Here is a 14,658-nt window from a genome sequence, read left to right on the forward strand (position 1 = left end):
GCCGTGGCGCCGGCCCGCCCCGCGAAGCCCGGGCGGGCGGGATCAGGCCGGCGCCGCGGCGGGGGTCTGGGCGTGGATGAGGAAGCGCAGCGACCGGGCGTCGGTGAAGCACTCCCGCATCGGCCGGACCAGGTCCCGGTGCTCCGGGCTGCGTTCCCACGCCTCGAAGTCGGCCAGGCTCGCCCACTCGCTGGTGATCAGCCACTGCTCCGGGTCGGCCGACGAACGGCAGACCTGGTCGACGAGGTGCCCGGGCACGCCGCCGGCCACCAGGTGCCGGACCGCCTCGTACGCGGCCAGGAACGCCTCCGTGCGCTCGTGCGGCACCCGCACCAGGAAGACCACCCGCGCCCGCTGTCCGCCCGCGCCGGCTCCGCGCTGCGCCCCGACCCGGGACCCGCCGGGCGTCGTACCGGTGACCTGCTCGCTCACGGCGTCGCTCCCCTCTGCGGCGCGGCCCCGCGCAGGACCAGCGCACTGTTGAAACCGTCGAAGCCGCGGGCGCAGACCAGCGCCAGCCGGCTGCGCGGTCGCCGGTGCTCCCGCAGGAAGCCCAGCTCGCAGCCCTCGGCCACCTCGTCCGGCCCGGCGGAGGCCGGCAGCGTGTCGTGCCCGAACGCGAGCAGTGCGGTCGCCACGTCCAGCGCCGAGCCGCCCTGGTGGGCGCGGCCGGTCAGCGGCTTCTGGGTGCTCACCGGGGGCGGCCGGTCGCCGAAGACGGCGCGCAGCGCGGCGGCCTCGCTGCGGTCGTAGCGGGGCACGCCGAGCGCGTCGGGCAGCACCACGTCGACCGTCTCCGCCCCGACGCCGGCCCGGTCCAGGGCCAGCCGCATCGCGCGGGCGTACTGCACGGGGTCGCCGGCCGTGTCCGCTGCGGTGTGGACGGCGTCGTGGGTGGCGCCCCAGCCGGTCACCTCGCCGTACACGCGGGCGCCCCGGGACAGCGCGTGACCCAGCTCCTCCACCACGAACACCGCGCCGCCCTCGGCGGGCAGGTAGCCGCTGGCGGCGGCGTCGAACGGCCGGTACGCCCGCTCCGGGTCGGACACGTCGCTGAGCAGCCCGGAGCGCAGCTGGCAGGCCAGGGCGTACGGGCTCAGCGGGCACTCGGTCGCCCCCGCGATCACCACCGGCGTGCCCCGGCGCACCGCCCGCGCGGCGTGCGCCAGGCTGTCCAGCCCGCCGGCCGCCTCGGCGACCAGCACCCCGCACGGCCCCTTGAACTGGTGGTGGATGGAGAGCTGGCCGACGCTGGCCGCGTAGAACCAGGCGATCGACTGGTACGCCCCCACCGTGCGCGACGGCCCGCCCCAGAGCCGTTGCAGCTCGCGCTGCCCGAACAGGTTCCCACCGGAGGAACTGGCCAGGGCCACCGCGTACCCGTACGGGTCGGGGGCCCGCTCGGGCAGGCCGGCGTCGGCCAGCGCCAGCCGGGTGGCGGCGAAGCCGAGGTGCGTCCACCGGTCGGTCTGCACCAGCCGACGGTTGTCGGCGTACGCGGCGGCGTCGAAGCCGGGCACCTCCCCGCCGTACCGGGTGGGGTAGCCGGCGGGGTCGAACAGGGTGATCGGTCCGGTGCGGCGGGTGCCGGCCAGCACGGTACGCCAGTGCGCGTCCACGCCGATCCCGCTCGGCGCGACGACGCCGATGCCGGTCACCACGGCCCGCGCGGTCACGCGCGCACCCGCCCGGGCAACCGGCGGAACACCATCGCCGATTGGAAGCCGCCGAACCCGCTGCCCACCGAGAGCGCCACGTCGACGGGCAGCTCCCGCGCCTCGTTCGGGACGTAGTCCAGGTCGCACTCCGGGTCGCGGGTGCTCCAGTTGGCCGTCGGCGGCACCACGCCGAACTCGACGGCCAGGGCGCACGCGGCCATCTCGATCGAGCCGATCGCGCCGAGCGAGTGCCCGACCATCGACTTGATCGAGCTGATCGGCACCCCGTACGCGGCCTGCCCCAGCGCCCGCTTGAACGCGGCGGTCTCGTGCCGGTCGTTCTGCCGGGTGCCCGAGCCGTGGGCGCTGATGTAGGAGACCTGCTCGGGGGCGATGCGGCCCTGCCTCAGCGCGGCCGAGATGGCCAGCCCCATCTCCAGCCCGTCGGGTCGCAGCCCCGTCATGTGGTAGCCGTTGCTGCGGCTGGCGTAGCCGGCCACCTCGCAGTAGACGTGCGCCCCGCGGCGCCGGGCGTGCCCGGCCTCCTCCAGCACCAGCACCGCCGCGCCCTCGGCGAGGACGAAACCGTGCCGGTCGGCGTCGAAGGGACGCGAGGCGTGCGCCGGGTCGTCGTTGTCCGGGCTGGTCGCCTTGATCGCGTCGAAGGAGGCGACGGTGACCGGGGAGATCGGCGAGTCGGCGGCCCCGGCCAGCACGATGTCGGCCTCGCCGTCGGCGATGAGCTGGTGGGCGTACCCGATCGCGTCGATGCCGGAGGTGCAGCCGGTGGAGACCACCTGCGCGGGGCCGTGCAGCCCGTGCCGGCACGCCACGTCCGCGGCGAGGCTGCTGGGCACGAGCGCCTGGTAGAGGTACGGGCCGCCGCGTTCGGCGTCGACCAGCCACCGGCGGCCGGTGTCGCTGACCGTGACGTACTCCTGCTCCAGGGCGGTGGTGCCACCGACGGCGGTGCCGAGCACCACGCCGGTGCGGTCCCGCTCGGCGTCGGTGAGCTCCAGGCCGGCGTCGGCGACGGCCTCGGCGGCGCAGGCGAGGGCGAACTGCACGTACCGGTCGGCGCGCCGCAGCTCGACCCCGGTGAGGCCGGCGGCGACCGGGTCGAAGTCGCACTCGGCGGCGATCTGGGACCGGAACGCCGACGGGTCGAAGAAGGTGATCCGTCGCGTCGCCGTCCGCCCCTCGGTGATCGTCTTCCAGAACCGGTCCCGGCTGGCGCCGCCGGGGGCGACCACCCCGACGCCGGTCACCACCGTGCGGCGCCCGGTCACGACGCCACCTCGGTTCGCGACTGCGGGGCTCGCAACCCCGGCTCACTCCTCGCGCTCACGACCCGCCTCGCTGTTCGACCAGCTCGGTGTCGACGTGGCCGAGTTCGGGCCGGGGCGCCAGCGGCCCGAGGTGGAAGACCACCTCGGCCGGCTCGTCGCCGGTGTTGCGCAGCCGGTGCCGCACGTTGCGCGGCACGAACAGCGCCTCGCCGGCGGTCAGCGGCACCGGCTCGTCGTCCAGGTCCACGGTGATCGTGCCCCGGGCGACGTAGAGGAACTCCTCGCTGTAGGGGTGGTAGTGCTCGGCGATCCGCTCCCCCGGGCGCAGCGTCGCCACCCCCATGAAACCCGAGGTGCTGCCGACGGTCTTCGGGCCGAGCAGCACCCGCAGCTCGCCGCCGCGGCGGCTGTCCGGCACGACGTCGGCGGCGGCGACGAGCCGCAGGGTGCGCTCACTCATCGCCGGCTCCCGTCGCCGGGTCGGCGCCGGCCAGCCGCTCGATCTTCTCCTTGATGACGGCGAGCTGCACCGCGCTGTTGGCGTTGATCCGGTCGGTCATGCCCGCGTCGTCCACCGGCGCGGTCGGCTTCATCGCGAAGTCCTGCACCCACGTCATCCGGGTGCCGCCGGGCTCCTCGGCGTAGCGCCAGTGGATGCGCATGTACTCGAACGGCCCGGTCTCCACCCGCCGGGCGCTGACCTGCCGGTTGGCCGGATCGGCGGTGCGTTCGCTGACCCAGCTCCACACCGTGCCGTTCTCGTCGGGGTGCATGGTGAGCCGGAACCGCACGGTGTCGCCGTCGCGGTGCAGGATGTCCGCCCGGGCGTACTCGGTGAACAGCTGCGGCCAGTTGGCGACGTCGTTGGTGACGTCCCACACCAGCGGCAGCGGCGCGGCGATGAGGACGCTGTTCTCGGTGTGCCCGGGCGTCTCGGCGCCGCGGGCGACCAGCTCGGCCACGCCCGCGATGCTGAGCTGCCCGGCCTGCTCGGGGATCCGCACCTGCCACCGGTCGGCGACCACGGCGGAGAGTTCGAGCAGCGCCAGCGAGTCCATGCCGAGTTCCTCCAGGGACGCGGCCGGGGCGCGGGCGGCGGCGTCGGCGTCCAGCCCGCAGTTGGTTACCAGGATGTCGGTGATCTCGGCGGTCAGGGGACGGCCATGGGTGACGGTCATCGGAGCCTCCTGTGGTGTGCGTCGGGCGGGCCGGCGAGCAACTGGTCGACCAGGCCGGTGGAGTAGCGGCCCTTGCGGAACCCGGCGTCGTCGAGCACCCGCCGGACGAACGGGATGGTGGTGCGGACCCCGGGGCCGGCGATGTCGAATTCGTCGAGGGCGCGTTCCAGCCGGTTGAGCGCGAGCTCCCGGTCCGGCGCCCAGACCGCCACCTTGGCCAGCAGGGAGTCGTAGTGCGGGCCGAACAGGTAGCCGGCGTGGCCGTGCGTGTCGACCCGGGTGAACGGGCCGCCGGGCGGGACGAAGCGGTCCAGCCGGCCGGGCGTCGGCGCGAAACCGCGGTCCGGGTCCTCCACGTTGACCCGGCACTCGATGGCGACCCCGTGCGGCCGGATGTCCTCCTGCCGCCAGCGCAGCGGCACCCCGGCGGCGATGTGCAGCTGCTCGTGCACCAGGTCGATCCCGGTGATCATCTCGGTGACGGGATGCTCGACCTGGATCCGACAGTTGATCTCCAGGAAGTGGAACCGCTCGTCGGGGTCGACGAGGAACTCCACGGTGCCGGCGCCGGTGAAGCCGGCGTGCAGGGCGCCGCGCAGGGCGCACTCCGCGATGGCCTCCAGGGTGCCGGCCGACAGCGCCGGGGCCGGGGCCTCCTCCACCAGCTTCTGGTGCCGGCGCTGCACCGAACAGTCCCGGGTGCCCAGGTGCACGCCGTTGCCGTGGGAGTCGCACAGCAGCTGCACCTCCACGTGCCGGGCGCCGGTCAGGTACCGCTCCACGTACACCCGGTCGTCGCCGAAGGCCGCCTGGGCGGCGGCCCGGGTCCGCGCGTACGCCCGGGGCAGCTCCGCGGGGGTGGTGACCACCGTCATGCCCCGGCCCCCACCGCCGGCCGCCGCCTTGACGATCACCGGGTAGCCCACCTCGGCGGCCACCTCCGCCGCCGCGGCGGCGGTGGGCACCGGCGCGACGCTGCCCGGCGGCAGGGGCAGCCCGGCCCGGCGCATCAGCGCCCGCGCGGAGGACTTGTCGGCCAGCACGGACATCACCTCCGGCGGCGGGCCGATGAAGACCAGGCCGTTGTCGGCGCAGATCTCCGCGAAGTCGGCGTCCTCCGAGAGGAACCCGTAGCCGGGGTGCACCGCCTGCGCGCCCACCTGCCGGGCCGCCTCCACGATCGCGGCGGCGTTGAGGTAGCTGCGGCGGCTGGCCGGCGGCCCGATCCGCACGGCCTGGTCGGCCAGGCGCACGGCGGCGGAGTCGGCGTCCGCCGTGGAGTAGACCACCGCCGTACGCACGCCCAGCTCGCGGCAGGCACGCAGCACCCGCAGGGCGATCTCCCCCCGGTTGGCGATCAGCACCTTCTCGAACATCGCGGCCCGCCCCTCAGACCGGATCCAGCGCGAGCAGCGGCTGGTCGTACTCGACCGGCTGGCCGTCGGCGGCGAGGACCTCGGCGACCCGGCCGCCCCGGTCGGCGGTCACCTCGTTCATCAGCTTCATCGCCTCGACGATGCCGATGACCTGCCCGGGACGGACCAGGTCGCCGACGGCGACGAAGGGCGCGGCGCCCGGCTCCGGCGCGCGGTAGAACGTGCCGACGATGGGCGACCGCACGGCGTACCGGTCCGGCGGCGACGCGACGGCCGGCGGGGGCGCCGGGCTCACCGCGGCGGGCGCGGCACCGGCGGGCGCGACGCCGTGCCACTCCACCTCCAGCACCGTGTCCCCGCTGCGCAGCCGTATCCGCCGCAACGGGCCGGCGAGCTCGGCGGCGAGGTGGCGGGCCTGCCGCCGCAGCCCGGCCAGCACGACGTCCACCCCGTGCCCCGCCTCCACGCCGGGCGCCGTCTCCGCGTCGGATGCCCGAGCCGCGTCGGATGCCCGAGCCGCGTCGGGTGCCGAGGGCGGGGCGTCGACCGGGGTCCCGCCGGCGCTCACCGGGCACCCGCCCGGGCACCGAGGCGGGCGGCGCCGAAGCGCCGGAAGCGCTGCCGCCGGCGGCGCACCAGCGTGGCGGGCGGCACGTCGAGCAGCGGCAGCAGGTGCGCCAGCACCGCCTCGCGCAACGCCCGGGCGGCGGCCTGCGGGTCGTGGTGGGCGGCCGGGGCCGGCTCGGGGACGAGGTCGTCGACGATCCCGAGCCGGCACAGGTCGGGGCCGGTCAGTCGCAGCGCGCGGGCCGCCTGCGGGGCCGCTCCCCGGTCCGGCCAGAGGATGGCCGCGCAGCCCTCCGGGCTGATCACCGAGTAGACGGCGTGCTCAAGCATGAGCACCCGGTCGGCCACCGCGAGGGCCAGCGCGCCACCGCTGCCACCCTCGCCGGTGATCACGGCGACGACGGGGGTGGGCAGCACGGTCAGGGCGAGGATGTTCTCCGCGATGGCCGCCGCCTGGCCCTGCTCCTCGGCCCGCACGCCGGGATCCGCCCCGGGCGTGTCGACCAGGGTGACCACCGGCAGGCCGAGACGGGCGGCGAGGCGCACCAGCCGCAGCGCCTTGCGGTGCCCCGCCGGACTGGCCATGCCGAAGTTGCGCCCGACCAGCTCGGCGGTGGTGTGTCCCTTCTGGTGCCCGATCACCATGACGGGCCGGCCGTCGAGCCGGGCCAGCCCGCCCACCACGGCCGGGCAGTCCGCGCCGAGCCGGTCGCCGTGCAGCTCGACGAAGCCGTCGAACGCCGTCTCCAGGTAGTCCAGCGTGGTCGGACGGCCCGGGTGCCGGGCCAGCCGTACCGTCTCCCAGGCGTCGCCGCCCGGGGCCGCCGTCGTCGTCGCGGCCCCGCCGGCCGGCCGCGCCACCAGCGGCGACGGTTCCTGCCGGGGTACGCCGGGACGGGACGCGGGCCGCCGCCCGGCCCGGGCGGCGGCGAGCAGCGCCACCAGCCGGCCCCGCAGGGCGTGCCGGGGCACCACCATGTCGACCTGGCCGTGCCGGAGCAGGAAGTCGGCGGTCTGGAAGCCCTCCGGCAGGTCCCGGCCGGTCACCTGCCGGATCACCCGGGGACCGGCGAAGCCCATCCGCGCGCCGCTCTCGGCGAGCACCACGTCGGTGTTGGTGGCGAACGAGGCGGCCACGCCCCCGTACGTCGGGTCGGTGAGCACGCTGACGGTGAGCAGGCCGGCCTCCCGCAGCGCGGCGATCGCCTGGCTGACCGTCGCCATCTGCATCAGCGACAGGGCGCCCTCCTGCATCCGCGCCCCGCCGGAGGCGGTGACCAGGACCAGCGGGACCCCGTCGGCCAGGGCCCGCTCGGCCGCCAGGGTGATCAGCTCCCCGACGACGCAGCCCAGGCTGCCGCCGAGGAACCGGAAGTCCATCACGGCGAGCGCGCACGGGTGCTGCCCGACGGTGGCGGTACCGCAGACGACCGCCTCGGCCAGCCCGGTGCCGGCCCGCGCCGCGGTGAGCCGGTGCGGGTACGGCAGCAGGTCGACGAAGCCGATCGGGTCGACCTCGGCCGGCCGTTCGGGCAGGGCGGTGAACGACCCCGGGTCGACGAGCTGGAGCAGCCGCTCGGGCGCGTCGACGCGGGCGTGCGCACCGCACTCGGGGCAGACGTCGAGGTTGCGCCGCAGCCGCTTGCGGTACAGCAGGGTGGCGCAGCCGCCGCACCGGGACCAGAGCTGCCCCTCGCGGGGCGCGGTGGCGGTCACGACGACCGCCCGGCGGGTGCGGCGTCGAAGCGGTAGAAGCAGCGGGCCATCGCGTCGCGCGGCTCGCGCCACGTCGGCAGGTACGGCGACACGTACGGTTGCAGCCGGGCACTCACCCGGGCGAACTCGGGGTGCCCCCGGGCCGCCTCGACCGCTCCCCCGCCCGGCGTCTCCGTCTCCAGCAGGTGCACGTACAGGTCACCCAGCCGGTAGAGCGACCGGTGCCGGACGCCGACCAGGCGCGGCAGCTCGGTCGCGTCGGACTCGGCGAAGATCTCGGCGACGCGCGCCTCGGCGCTCGGCACCACCTTCGCGACGATCAGCGAACGGTCCATGGACGGGCCTCCCTCCACGGCATCCGGCGTCGTGACGACGGCGCCGGCCGAGCCGGACGACTGGCGACACGATGCGGCCACGGGCGTCACGGCGGCGTCACCGGCGACCACCGGGCGGCGACGCAGCTCTCGTGACGCTGCGTTGACGCCAGCTGTGCATCCGCTGTGCGACACCGATCACCGAAGTGGACTATCCGCAGTTGGGAACGGTTCTCGTGGACACCGACAGGCAAGCGCCATCCTGCCCAGGATATTGACCGAGAGTGACCACAATTGATAATCTTCGTCACGGTCAGCCCGGCGGCTGCGGCGCGCGACGCCGTGCCGCGGCGGAGCGATCCGACAGTGGGGTCATGGGCAGCCGCGCCGGGGACAGCAGACGAGTCGGGACGAGCGTTCCGCAGGGGGTGCCGCCGTGGCCGCTGATCCGTCGACGCCGACCACGGCGTGCCGTCCCGACGCCGAGATCTCACTGCACCTGCTCGGCGGGTTCCGACTGCTGCACGGCGACGCGCCGGTCGTGGTGCCGCGCGGCCTGCAACGGGTCATCGCGCTGATCGGGCTGCGCCCCGGCGCCACCCGCAGCCACCTGGCCGGCCTGCTCTGGCCCGACGCGCCGGAGGACCGCGCGCTGTCGTCCCTGCGGACCGCGCTGTGGCGGCTGCGCCAGGACCCCTGCTGCCCGTTCACCACCTCCGGCGACACGATCTCCCTCGCCCCGGTCGTCCGGGTCGACGTCGACGCGCTCGTCGGCACGGCGGCGCGGGTGCGCGACGGCGACGACCCCTGCGCCGTCGCCGCGCTCGCCGCCGGCCGGCACGACCTGCTCCCCGGCTGGTACGACGACTGGGTGCTGGCCGACCGCGAGCGGCTGCGCCAGCTGCGCCTGCACATGCTGGAGGAACTGGCCGGCCAGCACCTGTCGGCGGGCCGCCACGGCGCGGCCCTGGAAGCAGCGCTGGAGGCGATGGCCGCCGAGCCGCTGCGCGAGACGCCGCACCGGCTCGTGGTCCGCATCCACCTCGCCGAGGGCAACGCCTTCGAGGCCGTGCATGCCTTCTACGTCTACCGCGACCTGCTGCTGCGGGAACTGCGGCTGGAGCCCTCGGCGGCGATGACCGCCCTGCTCGACGACACCCTCGCGCCGATCCGGGAGGCCACCCGCGCCACCCCGGCCGGGCCGCGCCGGGGGCCGTCCACCCGGGTCGCGCCCCGCGCCCGCTGAGGCGGCGTCACCGGCGCGGCGGCACGTGTGACGGACAGGTGACAGTCGCCGGGGCACGGTGGGCCGCACACCAGTCCGTGGTCTCCGACATGGTCGCGGCGCACCACCGGCGAGAGGGGTCCCATGAGCCGTCTACTGATCGTCAGCAGGATCATCCCGGGCGCGGAGGGTCGGGTGGCGCAGATCTTCGCCGAGTCCGACGCGACCGAGCTACCCGCCCTCACCGGGGTCCGCCACCGGTCCCTGTACTGCCTGCACGACCTGTACGTACACCTGATGGAGACCGCCGACGTGGCCCCGGACGCGCTGGCCGAGGCCCGCAACCACCCGCTCTACCGCCAGGTCAACGAGCGGCTCTCCGCGCACACCACGCCGTACCTGCCGACCTGGCGCTCGCCGCGCGACGCGATCGCGGGCTGCTTCTACCGGTGGGACGCCGCCGACGCGACGTCGTCACACCCGGCCGGCTGAACGGGGCGGTCGCCATGTCGTCCAGACCACCCCACGTCCTGATCATCGGGGCCGGCACCGGCGGGCTGTGCCTGGCGCACGGCCTGCGCCGGGCCGGCATCAGCGTCGCCGTCTACGAGCGGTACCGCACCCGCGGCGAGGGACTGCTCGGCTACCGGGTCGGCATCGGACCGACCGGGAGCCGCGCGTTGCGCGAGTGCCTGCCGCCCGCCCTGTTCGACGTCTACCTCGCCACCTGCGCCCGCTCCCCCCGCTACTTCAACGTCATCACGCAGGGGATGCGGCGCACGGCCTCGTTCACGCTGCGGCCGGACACCGACCCGGTGAACACCGAACGGTCCGTGGCCCGGATGACCCTGCGCCAGGTCCTGCTCACCGGCATGGAGGACGTGGTCCACTTCGACAAGACCTTCACCCGGTACGACCAACGCGACGACGGCACCGTGACCGCGCACTTCGCCGACGGCAGCACCGCCACCGGCGACCTGCTCGTCGCCGCGGACGGCACGCACTCGGCGGTGCGCCGGCAGTACCTGCCGCACGCGGTCACCCGCGACGCCGGCACCATCAACATCGCCACCCGGATCCCCCTGACCCCGTACACCCGAGGGCTGCTGCCGGAACGGATCGCGCAGGGCATCTCGCTGATCTTCGGCACCGGCGGGATGATGGGCGTGCTGCACGTGATGGAGTTCAAGTGGGACCGCGACGGCGCGCTCAAACCCGGCGTCGACCCCGCCGACGCCGAACTGCTGCGCGGCTGGCCGGGGCTGCGCCACGACAACACCCGCGACAACATCAACCTGGTCGTCTGGAGCACGGCCCGCCGGTTCCCGCCCGACGTCATGCAGCGGCGCGGCGAGGACCTGGTCCTGCTCGCCCTGCGGCTCACCCGGAACTGGCACCCCCACCTGCGCGAACTGCTCGCCCGCGGCGACCCGGACAGCGCCCTGCCCATCAAGGTGGCCACCAGCGAGCCGGTGCCGCCGTGGAAGAGCAGCACCGTCACCCTGCTCGGCGACGCCATCCACACGATGACGCCGGGACGCGGGGTGGGCGCCAACACCGCCCTGCGTGACGCCGCCCTGCTCTGCCGGCAGCTGCGACTGGCCGCGACCGGCGACAAGACGCTGCTGCAGGCGGTGACCGACTACGAGGCCGCCATGGTGCCGTACGGGTTCGCCCGGGTCGCCGACTCGCTCAACCGCAGCGGCACCAGCGGAGACGACCGGATGTACAAGCCGGTCGTCGGCCGGCTCGCGCTGCTCGGCGCGCGAGGCTACTTCGGCGTCACCAGCCGGGTACCCCGGCTCGCGCGCCGGTTCGTTGACGACTTCTACAGCTACCGGGGCGAGGAGGACTGACCGTCCGACGCGACGACCAGCCCGCCCTGCAAGACCGGTGAGCAGCGGCACTGGTGCTGTACGCGGTGAGCGGGCTGCCGGAGCTGCTGGACTTTCGGCTCGGCCGTAAGGTCGCCGCCGGGTTGCCCGACGCCAGCCGGTTGACCAGCGTTGTCGTTGGCCTCGGACCGGAAACTACGACTAGGCCAACTGGACGTCGGTGCTGGCCTGCGCGACCTGGCGGCGGGCTGAGGGCCGCTCTCACTCCTCCCGGTAGCCGACGACCGCCCGGCCTGCGGCGACCAGAGCGGCGGCGATGCGCTCGCGGTCGTCGAGGTACGCGGCGGTCATGGCCCCGTCGCGGAGCATCATCATCTGCTCGGCGGCCAGGTCCGGGTCCGGATGTCCCAGCTCGGTCATCAACTCGGCCATCTGGCCGGTGAACCAGGCCCGGTGCTCGGCGACGGCGTGCCGGACCGGGTGGTCGGGGTCGGCGTACTCGGCGGCGGCGTTCACGTACGGGCAGCCGCGGAAGCCCGGTGAGCGGCTCTCCGCGATGAGAGCGTCGACGATGGCGCGCAGCACCCCCCCGTGGTCGCCTGGCAGCGCGGCGCGCACCTCGGCCAGCGCCTCCCGCTCCCGTTGTGATCGGACGGCGAGGTAGGTAGCGATCAGGTCATCCTTGGCGGGGAAGTGCCGGTAGAAGGTGACGCGGGTGACCTGCGCCTCGGCGATCACCCTCTCCACGCCCACCGCCCGGATGCCCTCCCGGTAGAAGAGCCGGTCGGCGGCGGTCAGGATCCGCTCGCGCGCCGCCGACGGCCTCCCGCTGGCCCCCCGCGTCGCGGGCCGGGAGTCAGCTGGGTCACCCATCGACGTCCCCTCCTTGCCGGTCGATCGAGGCCCGGTGTACGTTCCCAGCCTAGCAGATAGAACGTTCCTTCTACCTGTTCCATCACGAGAAGTGAGCAGGCATGAACAACACCCCGATCCCCGTCGTCTTCGTTCACGGCCTCTGGCTGCACTCGACCAGCTGGCAGCCCTGGCTCGAGCTGTTCCGCGAGGCGGGCTACGCGCCCGTCGCGCCCGAGTGGCCGGGCATCCCGGACACGGTGGCCGAGGCCCGGGCCGTACCGGACCGCTACGGCGACCGCGGCGTCGCCGACGTCACCGATCACTTCGCGGAGATCATCCGGGGTCTGCCCGCCAAGCCCGTGCTGATCGGCCACTCGTTCGGCGGCCTGATCGTCCAGCAGCTGCTGGGGCGCGGCCTGGCCCGCGCCGCGGTCGCCCTCGATCCCGCCCCGGCCAAGGGCGTCCTCGCGCTGCCCCTCTCCGCGCTCCGGGTGGCCTCGGTTGCGGTGCGCAACCCAGCCAACCGGCGGCGGGCGGTGGCGCTGACGCCCGCCCAGTTCCGGTACGGCTTCGGCAACGCGCTCTCCGAGCGCGAGTCGGCCGAGCTCTACGAGAAGTGGACGATCCCCACCCCGGGTCGCCCGCTCTTCGAGGCCGCCCTGGCCAACCTCGTGGGCACCGCGACCAGGGTAGACACGTCCGGCCCGGGCCGGGGGCCGCTGCTGCTGACCTCCGGTGGCCGAGACCACACCGTACCGCCGGCCCTCGTCGAGGGGACGGCCCGGTTGTACCGGAAGTCCACGGCGGTGACCGAGGTGATCCGGTTCCCCGACCGCGGTCACTCGCTGACCATCGATCACGGCTGGCGGGAGGTCGCGCAAGCCAGCCTCGACTGGCTGAACCGGCACGGGCTCTGAACGACCGACCGCACCCACGGGCCGGGGTGGACGGCGGGACCGCCCGTCCACCCCGGGCCTGTCCGAATTGGTACGGGCATAACCTTCTGCTCCGTAGGGCGGCCGGAAGCGTCCGAGCCAATCCAGCACCGTCCTCGCAGATCCGAGTGCACGTCTATCGTCGTGGATGGCAGCTCGCCTCGGCGAATGAGCGCAAGTCCCTCTCCATACCGGGCCGCCCGCGTCCGTTCCCCGGCGCCGCGTACCCGCCCCGACGGGCCGCGGCTGTCCACACGGCGACCCTCCGTCGCCCGCCGGACACCGCCGGTGCAATCCCGTCCCACCGCCACGGCGGGCACCCGGTCCTGCCTGTCGGCGCCATCGGGCGTGTGCGAAGCTGCGGCGAGTTTTTCTCGCGGGTTTCCGGACGTGAACGATAGGGAGGTTTGCCGTGGCGTGGTCTTTCGGGCACTGGCTGATACTGATCGTGGCCCTGGTGGTGGGTGTGGCGGGCGGTTGGTTGTGGCGCGGCCGGCAGGACGCGGCGGCCGCCACGCACGGCTCGCCCATGGTGGACGGTGACCCGGTCGCCGGCATGACCGCCGTGGTGGTCGACCCGCCTCCCGTCGCCACCCTGGACGAAGCGCGCCCCGAGGTGACCGTGGACCCCGCGCCGGACGCGGTCGCCGACCGCGTCCCCGCCGCGCCCGGGGCCGACGCCCCGACCGACGCCGACCCGACCACCACCGACGCCCCGCAGGCCACGGTCGTCGCGGCCGACGCGTCCCGGGCCGACGACGTCGACCCGGCCGACATGGCGCTGACCGGTGACCCGGTGCCGGCGCCCGACACCGACCCCGTGTCGGCCGGCACCGCCGCCGACGCCCGGCCAGAGCACGAGGTCGTGCTGCCGGTGGCGGCCGAGGTGACCGGCCCCGTCGACCGCCGACCGGCGGAGGAGCCCGCCCCGGCCGCCGAGCCGGAGGACGTTCCCGCCGCCGAGCCGGAGAACGTTCCCGCCGCCGCGGCGGAGCCCGTCCCGGCCGCCGTCGCCGCGGCGCCCACGAGCGCGACCCTGACCCCGGCCGAGCCGGAGACCGCACCCGCCCCCACCGTCGCCGCCCCGGCCGAGCCGGAGTCCAGCACCGCCGCCCCGGCCGGGTCCGACACCGCACCCGCCCGCACCGCCGTCGCTCCCAGCGAGCCGGAGGTCGCGCCCGTTCCCGTCGCCGCCGCTCCCGTCGAGCCCGAGCCGGCCGACGCGCCGACCGAGCCGGAGCCGGCCCGGACCATCCCGGTCGAGCCGGTCACGGCCGCCGCCACCACGGTCGCACCGGCCACGGCCGCCGACGCACCCGTCGAGCCGGAGTCGACGCCGGACGTGCCGGCCGCGCCGGTGGTCGTGCCGACGCCGCGCGGCGAGGTGGCCACCCCGGCCGCGACCGACTCCGACGCCGCCGACGACTTCCGCCGGATCCAGGGCGTGGGGCCGAAGATGGCCGCGGCGTTGCAGGCGGCCGGCATCCGGACGTACCGGCAGCTGGCGGAGCTGGACGAGGCCGCCCTGCGGGAGACGATCCGGGCGGCCGGGCTGCGGGCCGCGCCGAGCCTGGCGACCTGGCCGCAGCAGGCGAAGGTGCTCGCCGGCGCTCCGCAGGAGGCGGCCGCCGCCCTGCCGACCCCGGTAGGCGGCACGGACGCCTGACCGGCGTCGCTCCGGCTGCCGTGTTCCCTGTCGGCGCCGGACGG

The 14,658-nt window shown here is 75.3% G+C and carries 14 protein-coding genes and 1 pseudogene; 5 read left to right on the forward strand and 10 right to left on the reverse strand.

Translation table 11 applies throughout. The features are described 5' to 3' along the window. Nucleotides 1-42: 42 nt before the first annotated feature. The 9 genes from AB0G13_RS25345 to AB0G13_RS25385 form a co-directional block, all read right to left on the reverse strand. Nucleotides 43-345: an antibiotic biosynthesis monooxygenase family protein gene (locus tag AB0G13_RS25345; RefSeq protein WP_357878944.1), complete on the reverse strand. Its 303-nt coding sequence runs from the start codon at nucleotides 343-345 to the stop codon at nucleotides 43-45. A gap of 83 nt (nucleotides 346-428) precedes the next feature. Then, entirely contained in the window at nucleotides 429-1,676 is a 1,248-nt protein-coding gene (locus AB0G13_RS25350) for a beta-ketoacyl synthase N-terminal-like domain-containing protein (protein ID WP_357878879.1), read from the reverse strand. Continuing rightward, nucleotides 1,673-2,947 carry a beta-ketoacyl-[acyl-carrier-protein] synthase family protein gene (locus tag AB0G13_RS25355; RefSeq protein ID WP_357878882.1) on the reverse strand — a complete coding sequence of 425 codons (1,275 nt, stop codon included), beginning with the start codon at nucleotides 2,945-2,947 and terminating at the stop codon, nucleotides 1,673-1,675. The genes AB0G13_RS25350 and AB0G13_RS25355 overlap by 4 nt, the downstream gene beginning before the upstream one ends. A 55-nt stretch (nucleotides 2,948-3,002) precedes the next feature. Further along, nucleotides 3,003-3,407 carry a cupin domain-containing protein gene (locus AB0G13_RS25360; RefSeq protein ID WP_357878885.1) on the reverse strand — a complete coding sequence of 135 codons (405 nt, stop codon included), beginning with the start codon at nucleotides 3,405-3,407 and terminating at the stop codon, nucleotides 3,003-3,005. Beyond that, on the reverse strand, nucleotides 3,400-4,125 hold the full coding sequence (locus tag AB0G13_RS25365) for an SRPBCC family protein (RefSeq protein ID WP_357878888.1): 726 nt from the start codon (nucleotides 4,123-4,125) through the stop codon (nucleotides 3,400-3,402). Before AB0G13_RS25365 ends, AB0G13_RS25360 begins: the two co-directional genes overlap by 8 nt. Beyond that, entirely contained in the window at nucleotides 4,122-5,501 is a 1,380-nt protein-coding gene (locus tag AB0G13_RS25370; protein WP_357878891.1) for an acetyl-CoA carboxylase biotin carboxylase subunit, read from the reverse strand. Before AB0G13_RS25370 ends, AB0G13_RS25365 begins: the two co-directional genes overlap by 4 nt. Before the next feature lie 13 nt (nucleotides 5,502-5,514). Further along, nucleotides 5,515-6,069: a biotin/lipoyl-containing protein gene (locus tag AB0G13_RS25375; protein WP_357878894.1), complete on the reverse strand. Its 555-nt coding sequence runs from the start codon at nucleotides 6,067-6,069 to the stop codon at nucleotides 5,515-5,517. Continuing rightward, on the reverse strand, nucleotides 6,066-7,784 hold the full coding sequence (locus AB0G13_RS25380) for an acetyl-CoA carboxylase carboxyltransferase subunit alpha (RefSeq protein ID WP_357878897.1): 1,719 nt from the start codon (nucleotides 7,782-7,784) through the stop codon (nucleotides 6,066-6,068). Before AB0G13_RS25380 ends, AB0G13_RS25375 begins: the two co-directional genes overlap by 4 nt. Further along, complete coding sequence (locus AB0G13_RS25385) at nucleotides 7,781-8,119, reverse strand: TcmI family type II polyketide cyclase (protein WP_357878900.1); 339 nt, start codon at nucleotides 8,117-8,119, stop codon at nucleotides 7,781-7,783. Before AB0G13_RS25385 ends, AB0G13_RS25380 begins: the two co-directional genes overlap by 4 nt. A 415-nt stretch (nucleotides 8,120-8,534) precedes the next feature. Between AB0G13_RS25385 and AB0G13_RS25390 the strand changes: the two genes are divergently transcribed. The 3 genes from AB0G13_RS25390 (at nucleotide 8,535) to AB0G13_RS25400 (ending at nucleotide 11,179) form a co-directional block, all read left to right on the forward strand. Next, on the forward strand, nucleotides 8,535-9,344 hold the full coding sequence (locus tag AB0G13_RS25390) for a BTAD domain-containing putative transcriptional regulator (protein ID WP_357878903.1): 810 nt from the start codon (nucleotides 8,535-8,537) through the stop codon (nucleotides 9,342-9,344). A gap of 123 nt (nucleotides 9,345-9,467) precedes the next feature. After that, the gene (locus AB0G13_RS25395) at nucleotides 9,468-9,815 is read left to right on the forward strand and encodes a TcmI family type II polyketide cyclase (protein ID WP_357878906.1); all 348 of its coding nucleotides are present in this window, start codon (nucleotides 9,468-9,470) and stop codon (nucleotides 9,813-9,815) included. 14 nt (nucleotides 9,816-9,829) lie between these two features. Then, complete coding sequence (locus AB0G13_RS25400) at nucleotides 9,830-11,179, forward strand: NAD(P)/FAD-dependent oxidoreductase (protein ID WP_357878909.1); 1,350 nt, start codon at nucleotides 9,830-9,832, stop codon at nucleotides 11,177-11,179. A 240-nt stretch (nucleotides 11,180-11,419) separates the two neighbouring features. On the opposite strand, the gene AB0G13_RS25405 is transcribed toward AB0G13_RS25400, so the two are convergent. After that, nucleotides 11,420-12,031, reverse strand: coding sequence for a helix-turn-helix domain-containing protein (locus AB0G13_RS25405; protein WP_357878912.1), 612 nt, complete (start codon nucleotides 12,029-12,031; stop codon nucleotides 11,420-11,422). 101 nt (nucleotides 12,032-12,132) lie between these two features. Here AB0G13_RS25405 and AB0G13_RS25410 point away from each other — a divergent pair, with 101 nt between their 5' ends. Next, entirely contained in the window at nucleotides 12,133-12,930 is a 798-nt protein-coding gene (locus AB0G13_RS25410; RefSeq protein ID WP_357878915.1) for an alpha/beta fold hydrolase, read from the forward strand. Between the two features lie 1,405 nt (nucleotides 12,931-14,335). Further along, nucleotides 14,336-14,614, forward strand: a pseudogene (locus AB0G13_RS25415) (DUF4332 domain-containing protein); the annotation flags it as partial. Nucleotides 14,615-14,658 lie beyond the last annotated feature (44 nt).

The sequence above is a fragment of the Micromonospora sp. NPDC023633 genome, assembly GCF_040640035.1.
GTDB lineage: Bacteria > Actinomycetota > Actinomycetes > Mycobacteriales > Micromonosporaceae > Micromonospora.